At 64.5% G+C, this 16,267-nt stretch carries 19 protein-coding genes and 1 tRNA gene; 9 read left to right on the top strand and 11 right to left on the bottom strand.

What is annotated here, in order from left to right:
- Nucleotides 1-46: 46 nt before the first annotated feature.
- A tRNA-Ser gene (locus ATE70_RS13545) sits at nt 47-136 on the top strand.
- A 63-nt stretch (nt 137-199) separates the two neighbouring features.
- Here ATE70_RS13545 and ATE70_RS13540 read toward each other — a convergent pair.
- Complete coding sequence (locus tag ATE70_RS13540; protein WP_058538420.1) at nt 200-823, bottom strand: Yip1 family protein; 624 nt, start codon at nt 821-823, stop codon at nt 200-202.
- A 180-nt stretch (nt 824-1,003) separates the two neighbouring features.
- Here ATE70_RS13540 and hspQ point away from each other — a divergent pair, with 180 nt between their 5' ends.
- On the top strand, nt 1,004-1,378 hold the full coding sequence (hspQ, locus tag ATE70_RS13535) for a heat shock protein HspQ (protein ID WP_037515235.1): 375 nt from the start codon (nt 1,004-1,006) through the stop codon (nt 1,376-1,378).
- On the opposite strand, the gene ATE70_RS13530 is transcribed toward hspQ, so the two are convergent.
- A complete protein-coding gene (locus ATE70_RS13530) occupies nt 1,379-2,251 on the bottom strand; it encodes an ABC transporter permease (RefSeq protein ID WP_058538419.1) in 873 nt (290 codons plus the stop codon).
- On the opposite strand from ATE70_RS13530, the gene ATE70_RS25205 reads away from it, so the two are divergent.
- The 3 genes from ATE70_RS25205 to ATE70_RS13520 are packed head-to-tail and all read left to right on the top strand — an operon-like array spanning nt 2,142 to nt 3,477.
- A complete protein-coding gene (locus tag ATE70_RS25205) occupies nt 2,142-2,372 on the top strand; it encodes a hypothetical protein (RefSeq protein WP_171013343.1) in 231 nt (76 codons plus the stop codon). The two genes, ATE70_RS13530 and ATE70_RS25205, sit on opposite strands and share 110 nt — an antisense overlap.
- Before the next feature lie 3 nt (nt 2,373-2,375).
- Nucleotides 2,376-3,068: a GcrA family cell cycle regulator gene (locus ATE70_RS13525; protein ID WP_058538418.1), complete on the top strand. Its 693-nt coding sequence runs from the start codon at nt 2,376-2,378 to the stop codon at nt 3,066-3,068.
- Between the two features lie 10 nt (nt 3,069-3,078).
- Nucleotides 3,079-3,477 carry a PaaI family thioesterase gene (locus tag ATE70_RS13520; RefSeq protein ID WP_058538417.1) on the top strand — a complete coding sequence of 133 codons (399 nt, stop codon included), beginning with the start codon at nt 3,079-3,081 and terminating at the stop codon, nt 3,475-3,477.
- 54 nt (nt 3,478-3,531) lie between these two features.
- Here ATE70_RS13520 and ATE70_RS13515 read toward each other — a convergent pair whose 3' ends face one another.
- Nucleotides 3,532-4,365, bottom strand: a complete 834-nt coding sequence (locus ATE70_RS13515) for an outer membrane protein (protein ID WP_058538416.1) — start codon at nt 4,363-4,365, stop codon at nt 3,532-3,534.
- Nucleotides 4,366-4,523: 158 nt separating this feature from the next.
- On the opposite strand from ATE70_RS13515, the gene parE reads away from it, so the two are divergent.
- From parE to ATE70_RS13500, 3 genes are all read left to right on the top strand, one after another.
- Complete coding sequence (parE, locus tag ATE70_RS13510) at nt 4,524-6,503, top strand: DNA topoisomerase IV subunit B (protein ID WP_058538610.1); 1,980 nt, start codon at nt 4,524-4,526, stop codon at nt 6,501-6,503.
- A gap of 81 nt (nt 6,504-6,584) precedes the next feature.
- The gene (locus ATE70_RS13505; protein ID WP_058538609.1) at nt 6,585-7,007 is read left to right on the top strand and encodes a GFA family protein; all 423 of its coding nucleotides are present in this window, start codon (nt 6,585-6,587) and stop codon (nt 7,005-7,007) included.
- A gap of 10 nt (nt 7,008-7,017) precedes the next feature.
- Nucleotides 7,018-8,343 (top strand): serine hydrolase, encoded by a 1,326-nt coding sequence (locus ATE70_RS13500; RefSeq protein WP_231732691.1) that lies wholly within the window; start codon nt 7,018-7,020, stop codon nt 8,341-8,343.
- 1 nt (nt 8,344) lies between these two features.
- Here the strand turns inward: ATE70_RS13500 and ATE70_RS13495 are convergent, their stop codons facing one another.
- The 8 genes from ATE70_RS13495 to uvrC are packed head-to-tail and all read right to left on the bottom strand — an operon-like array spanning nt 8,345 to nt 15,472.
- The gene (locus tag ATE70_RS13495; protein ID WP_058538415.1) at nt 8,345-8,827 is read right to left on the bottom strand and encodes a DUF417 family protein; all 483 of its coding nucleotides are present in this window, start codon (nt 8,825-8,827) and stop codon (nt 8,345-8,347) included.
- A 57-nt stretch (nt 8,828-8,884) separates the two neighbouring features.
- Nucleotides 8,885-9,679: a LysR family transcriptional regulator gene (locus ATE70_RS13490; protein WP_058538414.1), complete on the bottom strand. Its 795-nt coding sequence runs from the start codon at nt 9,677-9,679 to the stop codon at nt 8,885-8,887.
- Nucleotides 9,676-10,077, bottom strand: a complete 402-nt coding sequence (gene apaG, locus ATE70_RS13485; protein ID WP_082521724.1) for a Co2+/Mg2+ efflux protein ApaG — start codon at nt 10,075-10,077, stop codon at nt 9,676-9,678. The genes ATE70_RS13490 and apaG overlap by 4 nt, the downstream gene beginning before the upstream one ends.
- 23 nt (nt 10,078-10,100) lie before the next feature.
- Nucleotides 10,101-11,309, bottom strand: a complete 1,209-nt coding sequence (locus tag ATE70_RS13480) for a trans-sulfuration enzyme family protein (RefSeq protein ID WP_058538413.1) — start codon at nt 11,307-11,309, stop codon at nt 10,101-10,103.
- 5 nt (nt 11,310-11,314) lie between these two features.
- Entirely contained in the window at nt 11,315-12,361 is a 1,047-nt protein-coding gene (gene leuB / locus ATE70_RS13475) for a 3-isopropylmalate dehydrogenase (RefSeq protein WP_058538412.1), read from the bottom strand.
- A 48-nt stretch (nt 12,362-12,409) separates the two neighbouring features.
- Nucleotides 12,410-13,147, bottom strand: coding sequence for a DNA repair protein RecO (gene recO, locus ATE70_RS13470; RefSeq protein WP_058538411.1), 738 nt, complete (start codon nt 13,145-13,147; stop codon nt 12,410-12,412).
- Nucleotides 13,135-13,527 (bottom strand): PaaI family thioesterase, encoded by a 393-nt coding sequence (locus tag ATE70_RS13465; protein ID WP_058538410.1) that lies wholly within the window; start codon nt 13,525-13,527, stop codon nt 13,135-13,137. Before ATE70_RS13465 ends, recO begins: the two co-directional genes overlap by 13 nt.
- Before the next feature lie 10 nt (nt 13,528-13,537).
- Nucleotides 13,538-15,472 carry an excinuclease ABC subunit UvrC gene (gene uvrC, locus ATE70_RS13460; RefSeq protein ID WP_058538409.1) on the bottom strand — a complete coding sequence of 645 codons (1,935 nt, stop codon included), beginning with the start codon at nt 15,470-15,472 and terminating at the stop codon, nt 13,538-13,540.
- Nucleotides 15,473-15,540: 68 nt separating this feature from the next.
- Here uvrC and ATE70_RS13455 point away from each other — a divergent pair, with 68 nt between their 5' ends.
- Nucleotides 15,541-16,260, top strand: a complete 720-nt coding sequence (locus tag ATE70_RS13455) for an SDR family oxidoreductase (RefSeq protein WP_058538408.1) — start codon at nt 15,541-15,543, stop codon at nt 16,258-16,260.
- The last annotated feature ends 7 nt before the right edge of the window (nt 16,261-16,267 follow it).

The raw sequence follows: 16,267 nt of genomic DNA, 5'->3' as shown, positions 1-16,267 counted from the left end.
GTTGCAAGACGTTCGGACCGCCGCTAGGGGCGTCTCCTCTCAGCGAGGAGAGTTGGCTGAGTGGTCGAAAGCGTCGCACTCGAAATGCGAAGTGCCGGCAACGGTACCGAGGGTTCGAATCCCTCACTCTCCTCCATTTTTCTACAATTTGACCACAGCAAGCAGCCCCGGCGCATCACCGGGGCCGCTCGCGTGCGCGTTACCTTATGGTAGCGAATGATGGCGCGGCGAGCGCCGCGACGACAGCGCCAACGATCAGGAACAGCACAATATAGACGATAATCACGACCACCGTGTAGCCGAGCGCCTTGTCCTGCGGCGCCTTCATCAGCACCGGCAGGCCGAGATACAGCAGATAAAGTCCGTAAAGCGCAAACAAGAGGCCGATGACGGCGAGCGCGGGCAGGATCCCGAAAATACCGCCGACCCAGCCGGCGGTCGCCGAATAGGCCGCAACCTTCAGCGCCTGGACCTGATCCTTTTGCCCGCCGAAGTTCGGTGCGAGCCCGTCGATGACCAGCGCGAGGATGAAGATCGTCGCCAGCGACAGTCCGTAAGAGACGATCGCCGACACCAGCGCGCCCACCAGCGGTGGATGATAGGTCACACCGAGCATGGTGAACCCGAAAACCTGCCCGCCGATGAACCCGGCGAGCGGGCCGATCGCCGCCAGGACCAGCACATAGGGCACATAGATCGATTGCGTCGTCGCCGGCTCGGCGGCGATGACCGGCCAGGTCTCTTTCGGCTTGAGAAGGATGTCCTTCGCGCGCTGGATAATGCCCGAAGCCGGGCCGGAAATATTGGGTGGTAAGTCCGTCATAATGCGTCTCCCCTGATCGTGCGGCCCACAACCCGAATGGGATATGCAAAAGCCAGAAGAGCACTTTAGCCCGCATCGCCAATGCATCTGTAACGCTGATCACAGCCCGATTCGGCAAACCACAGCCGAATTGGAATGTAACGGACTTGAAACGTGCGTAAACTGCCATAGATTGATCCTATGACGCCCGAATCCACTTCCGAACTTCCCGCCACCGTTACTGCACCGCTGATCGGTCGCGCGCGTTTCGCGCCGGGCGATATCGTGCGCCATCGGATGTTCGACTTTCGCGGCGTCGTGTTCGACATTGACCCGGTCTTTGCGAACAGCGACGAATGGTATGAAGCGATCCCGGAGGATATCCGCCCGGCGAAAGAACAGCCCTATTACCATCTGCTCGCCGAGAACGGCGATTCCTCGTACATCGCCTATGTCAGCCAGCAGAATCTGGTCGCCGACGGCGACAGCGGACCGATCGACCATCCACAGATCGACGCGATGTTCGAGGGGCTGGAACGCGGCCGCTACCGCGTCCGCGCCATCCATCGCCACTAATCAGGCTTTCAGCTTCCACCCCGAGGCAAGCAGGCGATAGGTCAGCAGGCCCAGTCCGATATTGACCCCGACCAGCACCAGCGCCGCGGTCAGCACAGGGTTGGCGATCGTCGAATCGACCGTGCCGATGAAACCGTAGCGAAAACCCATGATCGCATAATAGACCGGATTGCCGTGCGCGATCGTCTGGAACCATGGCGCGAGCTTGTCGACCGAGTAAAAGGTCCCCGACAGCAGCGCGAGCGGGGTGACCACGAAATTGGTCACCGCGGCGGCATGATCGAACTTCTCGGCCCAAACCGAGGTGATGAGGCCGAGGAACCCGAGCATCGAAGCGCCAAGCACGCCAAAAACCGCGACCGCCCAAAGATGATCGGGCATGACATGCACACCGGGCCACAGCAGCATCGCGAGCCACAGCGCCAGGCCGACGAGGATCGAGCGCGTGATCGCGGCGCCAACCAGCGCGATGATCAATTCGCCCACGGCGAGCGGCGGCATCAGATAATCGACGATCGTCCCCTGGATCTTGCCGACGAGCAGCGAAAAGCTCGAATTGGCGAAGCTGTTCTGCAGCATCGCCATCATGATGAGGCCGGGCGCGATGAAATCGGCGAAGGGAACCCCGATGACCGTCCGCCCCGCCCCGCCCAGCGCGACGGTGAAAATGACGAGGAACAGGAGCGTGGTAATCGCGGGGGCCCAGATTGTTTGCAGCTGGACCTTGAAAAACCGCCGCACCTCCTTGACATATAGCGCGTGCATGCCGGGCACGTTCAGCGTTCGAATATGGGGAACGCCGGGTTCGGCAAAAGTTGGAGTCGCGGCGGAATTTGTCGAGTCGGGGCGCGAAATTTGGGGCTGGTCGTTCATGGCGTTCTCGCCTATCGCCTCCCCGATCTTACCGCAAGCTGGGCAACGACTGAATGCCGGTCCCGAAAGGATCGACAATGCGGATCGCCTGACCGCCCGCAGCGTGAATGATGAGGAATAGATTATGTCATGGACCGACGAGCGCATCGAAAGCCTGCGCACCATGTGGGAAAAAGGGCTGACCGCCAGCCAGATCGCCGACGAACTCGGCGGCGTGAGCCGTAACGCGGTGATCGGCAAGGCGCATCGCCTCGGCCTGAAATCGCGCCCGTCGCCCGTCAAGGCGACCGAAAAGACGAAGCCGGTCAAGGTGGCAGCGCCCGCCACGCCGAAACCCGCAGCCCCCGTTTCCGCGCCGCGTGCTGCCGCACCGGTGGCGCCGCGCCCAGTGGCACCTGCCCCGAAACTCGATGCCAAGCCGGTCGTCGACACGCCGAACGCGGACGGCGGATTGGGTGATCCGACGCCGAAGGCCGATGCGCCGCGCATCGTCTCGATTGGTCCCGGCGGTTTCATCCGCCAAGGCCCCGGCGATCAGCAGGCGCCGATTCCGCCCGCGCCGCCGCGCCGGCTGGTGCCCGCCAAGCCGAGCCCCGAGATCGCCGACAAGACGACCTTGCTCGACCTCAATGACCGCATCTGCCGCTGGCCGATGGGGCATCCGGGCGAACCCGACTTCCATTTCTGCGGCGAAGCCGTGAACCCGGGCTTCCCCTATTGCGTCGAGCATTGCGGCCGCGCCTATCAGGCGCAGCTGCCGCGCGGCACGCGCCGTCCGCCCCCGCCGCCGCCATTCGGTGGTCCCCGAGTTCGTTAAGGCGCGTCCGGTGAGGCCTTTCGGCCAGGATTTCCAGTTCGCGCGCGCGCTTGGCCTGCAAATGGTCGAGCGCGGCGACGGGCGCTGCACGATGGCGATCGACATCGAACGCGAACGCCACTTCAATCCGAACGGCGTGGCGCACGGCGGCGTTGCCTATTCGCTCGCTGACACCGCAATGGGCGGCGCGCTGATGAGTATGCTCGAAGACGGGCTGGTCTGCGCGACGCTGGAGATCAAATTCAACTATCATGTCGGCGTGCGCGAAGGCCGGCTGACGTGCGAGGCCACCGTCCTTCACCAAGGCAAACGGATCGCCAATATCGATGCGCGGCTTTATCAGGACGGCCGCCTCGTCAGCAGCGCGAACGGCAATTTCGCAATTTTCGCGGCGCCATCGGCCCGATAGGCGAAAGGCGCCGGGTCCTTCGACCCGACGCCTCCCGTTCCCGCTCCCAAGAGGTCAGAAGCGGTAACTGATGCTCCCGCGAACACTGTGCGTCCGGAAATGCGAGCCGCTGCGCTGGATATCGGTGCCCCCGCCATTCAGCAGGAACGGATTGGTCGGCGGCGCGGTGCCCGGCCCGACGTTCACTCGGTAATCGTCGTCCTTCACGTCGGAATAGAGATACTCCAGTCCGACCGCGATCTTGTTGGTGAGCATCAGCTCGGCGCCGCCGCCCGCCGCGTAGCCCCAAGCGTGCGTCTTGCCATTGTCGGCAAAGCTGTTCGCGGTGTTCGAGGTCACGAACTTGTTGTCGAGGCGCGCGTAAGCCGGGCCGCCGGTGACATAGAAGAGCGCGCCGCCACCGGGCGTATAACCGGCGCGGACGCGCAAGCTGCCCTGATAGTCGGCCTCGCGGCTCATCGTATAGCTCGCGGGCGTGGTCGAAAAACCGCTCGCGCTGTCGCGCGCGACGCTGCGACCGCCTTCCAGAAGCGCGCCGACAACGAAATTACCCATGCGCTGGTCGAGGCCGATGCGGCCAAAGAATTCGGGGCCATCCTTGTCGTTGCGGCAGCCGAGGTTCGCGGTGCCCGTCGCGGCGCCGTTACAAAATCCCGGCGAAAAGGCGTTGGCGCCGCCCGACGTCGTCACCTGGTCGCCATAGGTGCCGTCACGGTTGGTGTCGAAGACGAGCGTTTCGCCGCGGTCGTTGCCCTGAAGCGTGCCGCCGCCACCGATGCTGATATAGGGTCCGTTGAAATCCTGCGAGGTGTCGCGGCCTTCCTGCGCCATCGCGGGCATCGCGATAGCGGTGGCCGCAAGCGCGGTGAGGAGAGAGAGGTTTTTCATTTTTTACTCCACTTTTTGAACGACTTTGCAGTCGGCATCCCAACCCTTCGCATCCGACCAAGGTTCCCTCTTGCCTCGAAAATGGGGTGAACCGGGCTGCGCACTGTCGCCGAAAAGCGCCCTTGCCAGCCGCCTTGGCAGCCCCCTATAGCTGGGTCATGAGTCACGATTTGTTCGACGCCGCGACCCCCGCCACCGACAGCTATAACGCTTCGCAGATCGAGGTGCTGGAAGGGCTCGAACCCGTCCGCCGGCGTCCCGGCATGTATATCGGCGGCACCGACGAGCGCGCGCTGCACCACCTTGCCGCCGAAGTCATCGACAACAGCATGGACGAAGCGGTTGCGGGCCACGCGACGCGGATCGAGATCGAGCTCGACGTCGGCAACCGGCTAACCGTCGTCGACAACGGCCGCGGCATGCCGGTCGACCCACACCCCAAATTTCCCGGCAAGTCGGCGCTCGAGGTCATCATGACCATGCTCCACTCGGGCGGCAAGTTCGAGGGCAAGGCTTACGCGACTTCGGGCGGCCTGCACGGCGTCGGGGTCAGCGTCGTCAACGCGCTATCCGTCGATACCGAAATCGAAGTGGCGCGAAGCAAGCAGCTCTATCGCCAGCGCTTTTCGCGCGGCACGCCGCTCGGCGGGCTTGAGGAGCTCGGCCCGACGCCGAACCGGCGCGGGACCAGTGTCAGTTTCGTCCCCGACCCCGAGATTTTCGGCGATCACGGACGGTTCAAGCCGCAGCGCCTGTATCGCATGGCGCGCTCGAAAGCCTATTTGTTCGCCGGGGTCGAAATCCGTTGGAAATGCGCGCCCGAGCTGATCGGCGACGACACCCCTGCCGAGGCGGTGTTCCAGTTTCCCGGCGGGCTTGCCGATCATCTCAAAGAACAGATCGGCACACGCGAATGCGCGACCGCCGAACCTTTCGTCGGACGCCAGGATTTCCCGGGCGACCAGGGCCGTGCCGAATGGGCAATCGCCTGGCCGCTCTGGTCCGATGGATCGTATAGCTGGTATTGCAACACCATCCCGACCCCCGCCGGCGGAACGCATGAAGCGGGTCTGCGCTCGGCGCTGACCAAGGGTTTGCGGGCCTTTGGCGAGTTGATCGGGCAGAAAAAGGCGGCACAGATCACCGCCGAAGACGTTTTCAACGGCGGCGAGATGATGCTCTCGGTCTTCATTCGCGATCCGCAGTTCCAGAGCCAGACCAAGGATCGCCTCTCGAGCCCCGAAGCCGCGCGCTTCACCGAAAATGCCGTGCGCGACCATTTCGACCATTTCCTGTCGGACAATATGGACCGCGGCCGCGCGCTCTTGGGCCTCGTCCTCGACCGGATGGACGAGCGCCTCAAGCGCAAGGCCGAGCGTGAGGTAAAGCGCAAGACCGCGACAAGCGGCCGCAAGCTGCGCTTGCCGGGCAAGCTCACGGACTGTGCGAACGACGGCCCCGAAGGCACGGAATTGTTTATCGTCGAAGGCGACAGCGCGGGCGGCAGCGCCAAGCAGGCGCGCGACCGCAAGACACAGGCGATCCTGCCGATCCGCGGCAAGATCCTTAACGTCGCGAGCGCCAGCAACGACAAGATCCGCGCCAATCAGGAAATCGCCGACCTCGCGCTCGCGCTCGGCTGCGGGATGCGCAAGGATTGCGACGCCGACCGGCTGCGCTACGAAAAAATCGTCATCATGACCGATGCCGACGTCGACGGCGCGCATATCGCAACGTTGCTGATGACCTTCTTTTTCCAGGAAATGCCCGACATCGTGCGCCGCGGCCACGTCTATCTGGCGCAGCCGCCGCTCTATCGCATCACCTCGGGCAACACCTCGGTCTATGCGCGCGACGATGCCCATCGCGCCGAGATCGAGGCGACACAGTTCAAGGGCAAGAAGGTCGACGTCGGGCGTTTCAAGGGTCTCGGCGAAATGAACCCGAACCAGCTCAAGGAAACGACGATGGATCCCGCGACGCGTTCGATGCTGCGCGTGACGCTGCCGCAGGAATATGAAGAGCGGCATTTGGTCAAGGACCTGGTCGACCGGCTGATGGGCAAGCACCCCGAACACCGTTTCCAGTTTATTCAGGCCAATGCCGCGACGCTCGACGAGGCGGCCATCGACGCCTGATTTTGAGCTTTGACCGATACCTTCCTGCGTTCGGGGAGGATTAATGAGCGGGCGGCGGACAGAAATTGAAGAAGGGCGTTGGTGAGCAAGCGATACAGCGGCGGATGCCTGTGCGGTAGCATTCGGTTCGAAGCAGCGGGAGCCGCCGCCAAACCCCATACTTGTTCTTGTAAAATGTGTCAGCGGCACACGGGGGCACTGACCACGGCCTGGGTCGAATTCCCTACCGACGAAATAAGCTGGACCGGTCCCGGAGGGCCGCCTTCCACTTGGCGATCATCGGATTTTTCCAGCCGGACCTTCTGCCCGACCTGCGGGAGCAGCTTGGGCGCGATCGATGACGAACCGATTGTCGCCTTGCTTATCGGGGTGTTCGACAAGCCGGACGACAAGGCGTTGATGCCGATTTCGCACGCCTTTCGCGACTGCCGTCCCAAATGGTGGTGTGCTGACGTAAAAGCCGCGCTTCCCCAAAACGACCCGTCCGCCGGGGCGCTGGATTGAGGAGAAGGCCTTGATATCCGTCTTCAATAGGCTCGCCGTCGCAATGCTTGCGGCCGCCCTGCCCGCTTCCACCACGCTGGCCCAATCGCCCGAAACGACCGCGCCGGCTCCGGCTACCGCCTTCGACCGTCGCGCTGCCCAACTGGTCGATCTCCTCGCCGGCAGGATCGCCTTTGCTGACTATTTCGACCCGTCATTCCAGAAGGCCGTCCCCGAAGCTCAGTTCAAGACGTTCATCGCCGGCCTGATTGCGCAATATGGAAAGCCGGTCGCCATCGACAGCGCTACCCCGACCAGCGGCCGTTCGGGAACGGTCCTGCTTCGCTTCGAAAGGGGCGTCGCAACCGTTCTGCTGGACGTCGGCGTAGCGGCCGGCGAGCGCGTCACCGGGCTGCGCGTCACCGGCGTCACCGTGGCCAACGACAGCTTCGACAAGGTCGCGGCCGAAATCGCCGCGCTGCCAGGGCAAACGGGTTTCCTCGTCGCCGAACTGGGTGACGCCGGCGTCCGGCCCCTTGCCTCCGCGAACCCCGACCGGCAGTTCGCGGTCGGATCGACGATCAAGCTCTATATCCTCGACGAACTCGCGGCGCAGGTTGCCACGGGCAAGCGCAAATGGTCCGACGTCGTGCCTCTGTCGCATTTCAGCTTTTCATCGGCGGGGACCGCGAACTGGCCCGCCGATACGCCCGTGACGCTGCAGACGCTCGCGAACTGGATGATCTCGGTCAGCGACAATGGTGCGACCGACACGCTGATCCACCTGCTTGGCCGCGCGCCAATCGAAGCGCGGATGAAGGATGCGGGGCACAGCGATCCGTCGAGCAACATCCCGCTGCTCACGACGGTCGAAGCCTTTGCTCTTAAGGGAAATAATTTCAATGATTTGCGTCCCGTATTTATCAAGAGCGAGGATGCCGCGCAGCGGAAGCTGATCGAGAGCAACCAGAACCGCCTCACCCTCGCCAATGTCGACGGGATCAGTTTCACCGACGGCCCGCGTTTCATCGACAGCCTCGAATGGTTCGCCAGCCCCAACGATATCGCACGGCTGATGGTTGACCTACGCGCACGCCAGTCGAGAACCCTGCTCGCCGCGATGGCGATCAACAATGGCGTCGGTCCGGTCGCTGCGGCCGACTGGACATATCTCGGTTACAAGGGCGGGTCGGAAAATGGCGTTTTGTCGATGAGCCTGCTCGGGCAGCGCAAATCGGACGGAAAATGGTACGTCGTCACCGCGAGCTGGAACAACCCCGATGCCAATGTCGACACCGGCCCTTTGGTCGGGTTCGTCACACGCCTGCTCGCGCTGGCCGCGAAAACCGCTTCCTGAGTCAGGCCGCCGGTCGGGCGTGCGGCGTTTCCCGCAATGCATGACCGGCGTGAAGCGCCAGTGCCAGACAGGCGGCAAGCAGGACGGCATCCTTGAACAGGAATTGCGCGGTCGACCCCATGAACGGAAAACCATAGCCTTCCTCCCACAAGGTCGCGCCAAAGCTGAAGCTGAGCGTGATAAGAAAAGTCGCCATACCCATCAGGCCGCCAAGCAGGCCTGCACGATGCGACCATGCGCCCAGCCCGATCAGCGCGCCGGTCGACAATTCGATCGTCCCGATCACATTGCTCGTCCCCTGAACGCCGATCAGCGGGTACATCCAGGCGAACAGCGGATAGTGCATCGCCGTACGCGCGACGCCTTCGGCTTCATAAGCCGCAAATTTGGCGATTCCGAATAAGGCGAAGATGAAGACCATCGACCAGCGAAGAGCGCCGACGGCGAAAGTCTGGGCCGGCAGCTTGTCCAGAATTTTGTACATGAGTCCCCCTGAATGACTGTTGCTGGGGTATTCGTGCGCTATCCCGGTTCGGTTACATCAGGCGGCGGTCAGCGCCGCCACCAGCGCCTTGACCTTCGCCTGTCGCCATTGCGGGGTGGGAGCAACGAGCCAGTAGCCGCGCTTCACCGCGACCGCCTCACCGACCTGCCGGACACGTCCCGCCGCGATATCGGCCTCGGCGAGCATCGCGGGGACATTCGCCTGTCCGAGCCCGTTGGCGGCCGCGTCGATCGCGAGCCCGGCATCGCCGAGGCGCAGCGCGGGTTCGCCGTCTGCCACGGGGCAGCCCGGCCACGCGATGCGCGTGTCGCTGGTGCTTCCCGGGCCGGTAACGGTGACCATCGACGCGTCGGCGAGCGCCACGCCTTCATGTTCGCCCGCCCCGTCGGTCCAGAAGATCGCAAGATCGAGGTTCGCTTCGGTGAAATCGATGCCGCTGTCGGCCGACACCAATGTGAAGCGCACATCGGGTGCCTGCTGGCTGTAGCGGGCGAGGCGCGGCGCGAGCCATTTGGCGGTGAGGTCGCGCGGCGCGGCGATCGTCAGCGACTGCGAAGATTGCCCCGCCTGCATCGCACGCACCGACTCTTCGAATTGCAGGAAGCCCTGCCGCAGCGCGTCGAGCCCGGCATCGGCCTCGCCCGTGAGCTCCAGCCCCTTCGGCGTTCGGCGGAAAAGCACGACGCCCAGCATATCCTCGAGCGCACGGATCTGCTGTCCGACCGCGGCGGGGGTCACTGCCAGCTCGTCGGCGGCGCGCGTGAAGCTCAGGTGGCGGGCAGCGGCGTCGAACACGCGCAGGGCGTTCAGGGGCAGATGGGTGCGCTTCATGACGCGGTCGCAGGCGCCACGAGCGGGAAATGCGGGATGGCGACAAGCAATTGCGACCCGTCGCCGAGTTCCATCGCATAACTCCCCACCATCGACCCTTCGGGGGTCGGCAGCGGGCAGCCCGAGACATAATCGTACGCGCCGCCGGGCACGATCAACGGCTGCTCGCCGACGACGCCCTCGCCCTCGACTTCGCTGATCTGGCCGCGTCCGTCGCTGATCCGCCAATGACGGCTGATCAACTGCACCGCGCCCTCGCCGTGATTTTCGACACGCACATGATAGGCCCAGAACCAGCGGCCGAGCGCCGGATGCGATTGTTCGGGCAAATAGCTGACCGCCACGCGCACGGTGATCGACCCGGTGGTCGCCGCAAAGGGGAAAAAGGAGTCGATCATCGTGCTCATGGCGCCAGCGTCGCTCAAAGCCCGACCTTGGTCAATGCCTGGTCCAGATCGACGATCACGTCGCGCGGATCTTCGAGCCCGATATTGATGCGCAGCATACCCTCGACGACTCCCATGTCGATACGCGCTTCTTCGCTCACGCCATAATGCGTCGTCGACCAGGGATGGCAGCAGAGGCTGCGCGAATCGCCGATATTGTTGCTGATGTCGACGAGTTCGAGCGCGTTGAGGAACGCCATCGCCTGCTCGCGGCCGCCATCGAGCACGAAAGAAAAGATCGGTCCGCACGCGCTCGATTGGCTCATCGCCAGGTTATGCTGCGGATGGCTCGCAAGCCCCGGGTGGAGCATGCGCGCAACGCGGCCTTCGATCGCCTTGCCGACCGCGAGCGCATTTTCCGACTGGCGCCGCGCGCGCAGGTCGAGCGTCTCGAGCCCCTTCAGCACCACCCAGGCGTTGAACGGCGACAGGTTCGGCCCCGTGTTGCGCTGGAACGGCAGCAGCACGTCGTTGATGAATTTCTCGGTTCCGCACACCGCACCGGCGAGGACGCGCCCCTGCCCCTCCATCAGCTTCGTCGCGGAATAAGCGACGACATCGGCGCCGAAATCCATCGGACGCTGGAGCACCGCGGTGGCAAAGGCATTGTCGACCACGGTCGTGATACCATGCGCCTTCGCGAGGCTGCACACATGCTTCATGTCGACGATGTCCATCGTCGGATTGGCCGGGGTTTCGAAGAAAAAGACCTTGGTGTTCGGCTTGATCGCCTTTTCCCACGCGTCATTGTCGCGGCCATCGACGACGGTCGTCTCGATGCCGAAGCGCGGACAGAGATGGTCGACGAGCCAGCGACACGACCCGAAGGCGGCCTTCGCGGCGACGATATGGTCGCCCGCCGACAGCTGGCAGAGCAAGGCGGTGGTCATCGCGGCCATGCCCGTCGCCTGCGTGCGGCACGCTTCGGCGCCTTCCATCAGCGCGATGCGTTCCTCGAGCATCGAAACGGTCGGGTTCTGGAGGCGCGAATAGGTCATGCCCTGCTCTTCGCCGGCAAAGCGCGCCGCGACTTCCTCGGCGCTGTCATAGGTATAGCCCGAGGTGAGGAAGAGCGCTTCCGACGTCTCGCCATGCTCGCTGCGCCAGGTGCCGCCGCGCACCGCCTGCGTCGCGGGATGCCAGCCCTTTGTTTTGCTGCGGTCGAAACCCGTCGTTTTTTTCATCTTATCTATCCGTTCAAAGCCGAAACAACCGCATCGCCCAATGCCGCCGTTCTCATATTGCCCCCCAGATCCGCACCGCGGCACCCATCCGCCAGCACCTTTGCGACCGCCGCCTCGATCCGCACCGCGCTCGCCTCGTCGCCGCCCGAATGGCGCAGCAGCATCGCGAGCGACAGGATCATCGCCAGCGGGTTGGCAACGCCCTTGCCCGCGATGTCGGGCGCGCTGCCGTGGATCGGCTCGTACAAGCCCAGCTTGCCGTCGCTGAGCGATGCCGAGGCGAGCAGCCCGATCGACCCGACGCACATCGACGCCTGATCGGACAGGATGTCGCCAAAGAGGTTGCCGGTGACGACGACGTCGAACTGGCCGGGGTTGCGCACAAGCTGCATTGCGGCGTTATCGACATACATATGGGTCAGCGCCACGTCGGGGTAATCGGCGGCGACCTCGATCACCACATCGCGCCAAAGCTGCGAGGTTTCGAGCACATTCGCCTTGTCGACCGAGCACAGCCGCTTTTGACGACCCTGCGCCGCGCGGAACGCGACATGCGCAATCCGGCGCACTTCGCTCTCGCTGTACGACATGACGTCATAACCTTCGCGCTCGCCGCCGGGCGTGGTGCGCGTGCCCTTCTCGCCGAAATAGACGTCGCCGTTTAGTTCGCGGACGATCAGCAGGTCGATCGCCGACGCGACCTCAGGACGGAGCGCCGAGCTGTCCTCGAGTCCGGTGAACAGCTTGGCGGGGCGCAGGTTGGCAAACAGGCCGAGTTCGGCACGCAAGCCGAGGATCGCCTGTTCGGGGCGCAAATGGCGTTCGACATTGTCGAAGCGCGGATCGCCGACGGCGCCAAAGAGGAGCGCATCGGCGGCTTTCGCCTTCGCGAGCGTTTCGGGGGGCAGCGGGTGGCCCGTGGCTTCATACGCCGCCCCGCCAACGAGCGCGCGGTCGAGCGTCACCGGCAATGCGAGCGCGGCGAGGACCTTCTCGGCCTCCGCCATGATTTCCGGACCGATACCATCGCCAGCCAGCAGCAGGATTTTCAACGTGTCGCCCTTTCGTGTCTCGCCAGCCGCTTAGACAGCGGCGGCGCGTCACGCAACCGCCCTGCCCAGCCGGGAGACCAATCTTTCCCTTACGGTCAGCAAGTCGCGGTTGCGGCCGTCGAGGATATCGCGGTCGATGAAATGGCCCGTGATGATCAGGCCGTCGAGAACATCGGCCATCGGCGGGCTCGCATCATGGCCCCGCAGAAACGGCGGCAGGCGAAACAGCCGTTCTTCATAACCCGCCGCAGCGCCGGCGCTCACCGCGCCGCCCGATTTGGGGCTGATAAAGGCGAGATTGTCGGGCGAGCCGGTCACGACGCATTCCTCCAGGTTCAGCCCAAAGCCCAGTTCGGCGAGCAGCAGTAACTCGTAGCGCGCCAGCGCCGCAGCCCATTGCCGCGCCGAAGAGGCCACTCCAATCGCGTCCAGAACGGCCGACAGCGCCGAGTAGAGCGCCGGATAAGGTTGGCTTTCGGGTAGAGTCGACGCAGTGAGGCTCGTCGCCCAGTCGATCGCCGCCGACGCCAACGGCTCGGCGAGCAAAGGCGCGCGGCTTTCCAGAAGCTCCACGGTTGCACCGCCAAGCTGTTCCTCGGTACGCGCGCGCAATTCGAGCACGATCAGATTGCCGGGCATGAGGATCGGCCGCAGCCGCCGCGAGCGTCCGCCGCGCACATAGCCCGCGATTAGCCCCGCTTCCTCGGTCAGCGCGCGCAGAATCGCGCCATGCTCGCCATGCGCGCGGACCGCGCAGACGATGGCATCGGCGGTCAGGCTGGCCAAAGCACCATCTGCGTCTGCGTCACCAGCGCGACTTCGGCGCCATCCTCGGTGCGGATGCGTGTCTGCCACACCGACAGGCGCTTGCCGATCTTCACCGGGGTGGCCTCGCCGATCAGCACCGATCCGACCGGCCCGGCGCCGAGGAAATTGGTTTTGCTCTCGATCGTCGTCGTGCCGTTGGCGCCCTCGGGCAAGGTCAGGAAGGCCCCAACGGCGCCGAGGCAGTCAGCAAAGGCCATGATCGCTCCGCCATGAACGATCCCGCCCGCGGTGCAGATTTCGGCGCGGACCGGGAGCTTGCCCGCGATACGATCCTTGCTGCCTTCATGAATCGTGACGCCCAGCGTTCCCGCAAGCGGCATGGCTGCTGCAAAATCCATAATACTCCCCTCACCGTCCCGAATGATAGAAATCATGCACCGCCTGCGCGACCGCTGCGCTGACCCCCGGCGCTTTCTGCAAATCCTCGAGGCTAGCGCCGCGCACCGCGCGTGCGGTGCCGAAATGCATCAGCAGCGCCTTCTTGCGCGACGGTCCGATCCCCGGAACCTCGTCGAGCGGCGATGCCCCCATCGCCTTCGACCGCTTCGCCCGGTGCGCGCCAATCGCGAAGCGGTGCGCCTCGTCACGCAGCCGCTGAATATAGAAAAGCACCGCATTATTCGGCGGCAGCGTGAATTCGCGGCCGTCGGGGTGGTAGAAGGTTTCACGCCCGGCGTTGCGGTCTGGCCCCTTGGCGACCCCGACAAAGGTCAGATCGTCGATCCCCAGTTCGGCAAACACCGCCGCGACCGCCGACACCTGCCCCTTGCCGCCGTCGATCAATACCAGGTCGGGCCATTCGCCCTTCGTCCGCTCCGGATCCTCCTCGATCGCGCGCGCGAAACGGCGCTCGAACACCTCGCGCATCATCGCGAAATCGTCGCCCGGCTGCGTCTCGGCGCGCTTGATGTTGAACTTGCGATAGGCGCCCTTGATCCAGCCCTCGGGCCCCGCGACGACCATCGCGCCGAGCGCATTGGTGCCCTGGATATGGCTGTTGTCGTAAATTTCGATGCGCCGCGGCGGATTTTCGAGATCGAAGAGCTCGGCGAGCTCGCGTCCGAGTTTCGCCTGGCTGCTGCTCTCTGCGAGCCGGCGGTCGAGTTCCTCGCCCGCGTTGCGCACCGCCTGTTCGAGCAGGCGGCGACGATTGCCGCGCTGCGGTACACTGATCTCGATCTTGCGGCTGCCGCTCTCCCCCAATGCCTCGGCAAGCAGCGCGCATTCCTCGGGCTCGCGGTCGACGAGGATGAGCTTCGGCGGCGGCACGCCTTCGTAGAATTGCATCAGAAAGCTCGCCATCACCTCTGCCTCGGGTACCCCCGATACATGCGCCGGAAAAAAGCTGCGATGCCCCCAATTCTGCCCGCCGCGGATGAAGAAGCCCGCGATGCACAGCTGCCCGCCCTTCGCCGCGAGCGCGAACACGTCGGCGTCGCCGAGCCCGTCAGCGTGGACCGACTGGCTCCCCTGGATGAAGGTCAGCGATTTCAGCCGGTCGCGCAGCACCGCCGCCTGCTCATAATCCATCGCCTCGGCCGCCTGCGTCATCGCCGCCCCCAGCCGTTTCTGGACTGCGGTCGAGCGGCCCTCGAGGAAATCCTGCGCGTCGCTCACCAGCCCGGCATAATCCTCCTTCGAGATGCGGTCGACGCACGGCGCGCTGCACCGCTTGATCTGATACAATAAACACGGCCGCGACCGGTTGGCGAAAAAGCTGTCGGTGCAGCTGCGCAGCAGGAAGGTTTTCTGCAGCGCATTGAGCGTCTGGTGGACCGAGCCGGCACTGGCGAACGGGCCATAATAGCGCCCCTTCGCGCGCCGCGCACCGCGATGCTTCTGCACGCGCGGGAAAGCGTGATCGGTGCGCAGAAGGATGAAGGGAAAGCTTTTGTCGTCGCGGAGCAGCACATTGTACGGCGGGCGGTACCGCTTGATCAACTGCGCCTCGAGCAGCAACGCCTCGGCCTCGCTCGTCGTCGTGACGATCTCCATCGCGCGCGTCTGTGACACCATGCGCTGCAACCGCTGCGGCAGCCGCGCGACCTGCGTGTAATTGGTCACGCGGTTCTTCAGCGCCCGCGCCTTGCCTACGTACAGCACGTCGCCGCGCGCATCGAGCATCCGGTACACGCCCGGGCGCGTCGGCAATTTGCGCACCACGCTGCGGATCGCCTCGGCGCCGCGTTCGAGGTCGGGCTGGTCGCCCTCGCCGTCGCCGCCGCGGATGACATAGGTCGCTTTTTCTTCGTTGAATCGGTCGGGAGCGTTCGGGCGAGCCATGATTTTGCATGTAGGCGATGGCGGTGCGACCCGCCATAGTGCGCGAGGTAAAACATAGGAGGGGTCTTATGGAACTACGTGGAAAGCTCGCGCTGGTGACCGGCGGCAGCGACGGCATTGGGCGCGAGATTGCGCTGCAACTGCAGGGTGCGGGCGCCAACGTCATCGTCACGGGCCGCTCGGCCGACAAATTGCAGGCGATGGCGGCGCTTGGTTTCGGCACGATCGCGGGCGATTTGTCGACCTCCGCGGGCATCGATGCGGTCGTAAGCGGTGTGGCGGGCAAGCCGCTCGCACTGCTCGTCAACAACGCCGGCGTCGGCAGCGAATATGAGCTCGACGATGCCGCGACGTTGGAGAATGCGGCGCATTGCATCCGCACCAATCTCGACGCGCCGATCGCGCTCTGCACCCGGCTGCTGCCGGGGCTGCGCGCCCAGCCCGAGGCTACCATCGTCAACGTCACCTCGGGCCTCGCGATCGCGCCGCGCGCCGGCGGGTCGATCTATTGCGCGACCAAGGCTGGGCTGCGCAGCTACACGCAGGCGATCCGGTATCTGCTGAAGGACAGTAATGTCCGCGTGATCGAGGCACTGCCTCCTGTGGTCGAGACCAACATGACCGCGGGCCGCGGCGGCAGGAAGATGCGTGCACACGACTGCGCCGCCGAGATCGTGCGCGGCATTCGTACCGGCAAAAGCGAGGTCGATGCGGGGATGGTGAAGATGTTGCGGCTCGTGCACAGCATCTCGCCCGCGCTGGCGCGGCGCATCATGATCCAGTTCTGAGGATTGC

The sequence above is a fragment of the Sphingopyxis sp. H053 genome (assembly GCF_001468225.1).
Lineage (GTDB): Bacteria > Pseudomonadota > Alphaproteobacteria > Sphingomonadales > Sphingomonadaceae > Sphingopyxis.
Note: the sequence above shows the minus strand (reverse complement) of the source record. Positions and strands in the feature narration are given on the sequence as shown.

Coding starts and splice junctions, on each gene's coding strand:
- ATE70_RS13540 (WP_058538420.1), bottom strand. CDS start 823: ATGACGGACTTACCACCCAATATTTCCGGCCCGGCTTCGGGCATTATC.
- hspQ (WP_037515235.1), top strand. CDS start 1,004: ATGACGCCCGAATCCACTTCCGAACTTCCCGCCACCGTTACTGCACCG.
- ATE70_RS25205 (WP_171013343.1), top strand. CDS start 2,142: ATGCCGGGCACGTTCAGCGTTCGAATATGGGGAACGCCGGGTTCGGCA.
- ATE70_RS13530 (WP_058538419.1), bottom strand. CDS start 2,251: ATGAACGACCAGCCCCAAATTTCGCGCCCCGACTCGACAAATTCCGCC.
- ATE70_RS13525 (WP_058538418.1), top strand. CDS start 2,376: ATGTCATGGACCGACGAGCGCATCGAAAGCCTGCGCACCATGTGGGAA.
- ATE70_RS13515 (WP_058538416.1), bottom strand. CDS start 4,365: ATGAAAAACCTCTCTCTCCTCACCGCGCTTGCGGCCACCGCTATCGCG.
- parE (WP_058538610.1), top strand. CDS start 4,524: ATGAGTCACGATTTGTTCGACGCCGCGACCCCCGCCACCGACAGCTAT.
- ATE70_RS13495 (WP_058538415.1), bottom strand. CDS start 8,827: ATGTACAAAATTCTGGACAAGCTGCCGGCCCAGACTTTCGCCGTCGGC.
- ATE70_RS13490 (WP_058538414.1), bottom strand. CDS start 9,679: ATGAAGCGCACCCATCTGCCCCTGAACGCCCTGCGCGTGTTCGACGCC.
- apaG (WP_082521724.1), bottom strand. CDS start 10,077: ATGATCGACTCCTTTTTCCCCTTTGCGGCGACCACCGGGTCGATCACC.
- ATE70_RS13480 (WP_058538413.1), bottom strand. CDS start 11,309: ATGAAAAAAACGACGGGTTTCGACCGCAGCAAAACAAAGGGCTGGCAT.
- ATE70_RS13465 (WP_058538410.1), bottom strand. CDS start 13,527: ATGGATTTTGCAGCAGCCATGCCGCTTGCGGGAACGCTGGGCGTCACG.
- uvrC (WP_058538409.1), bottom strand. CDS start 15,472: ATGGCTCGCCCGAACGCTCCCGACCGATTCAACGAAGAAAAAGCGACC.
- ATE70_RS13455 (WP_058538408.1), top strand. CDS start 15,541: ATGGAACTACGTGGAAAGCTCGCGCTGGTGACCGGCGGCAGCGACGGC.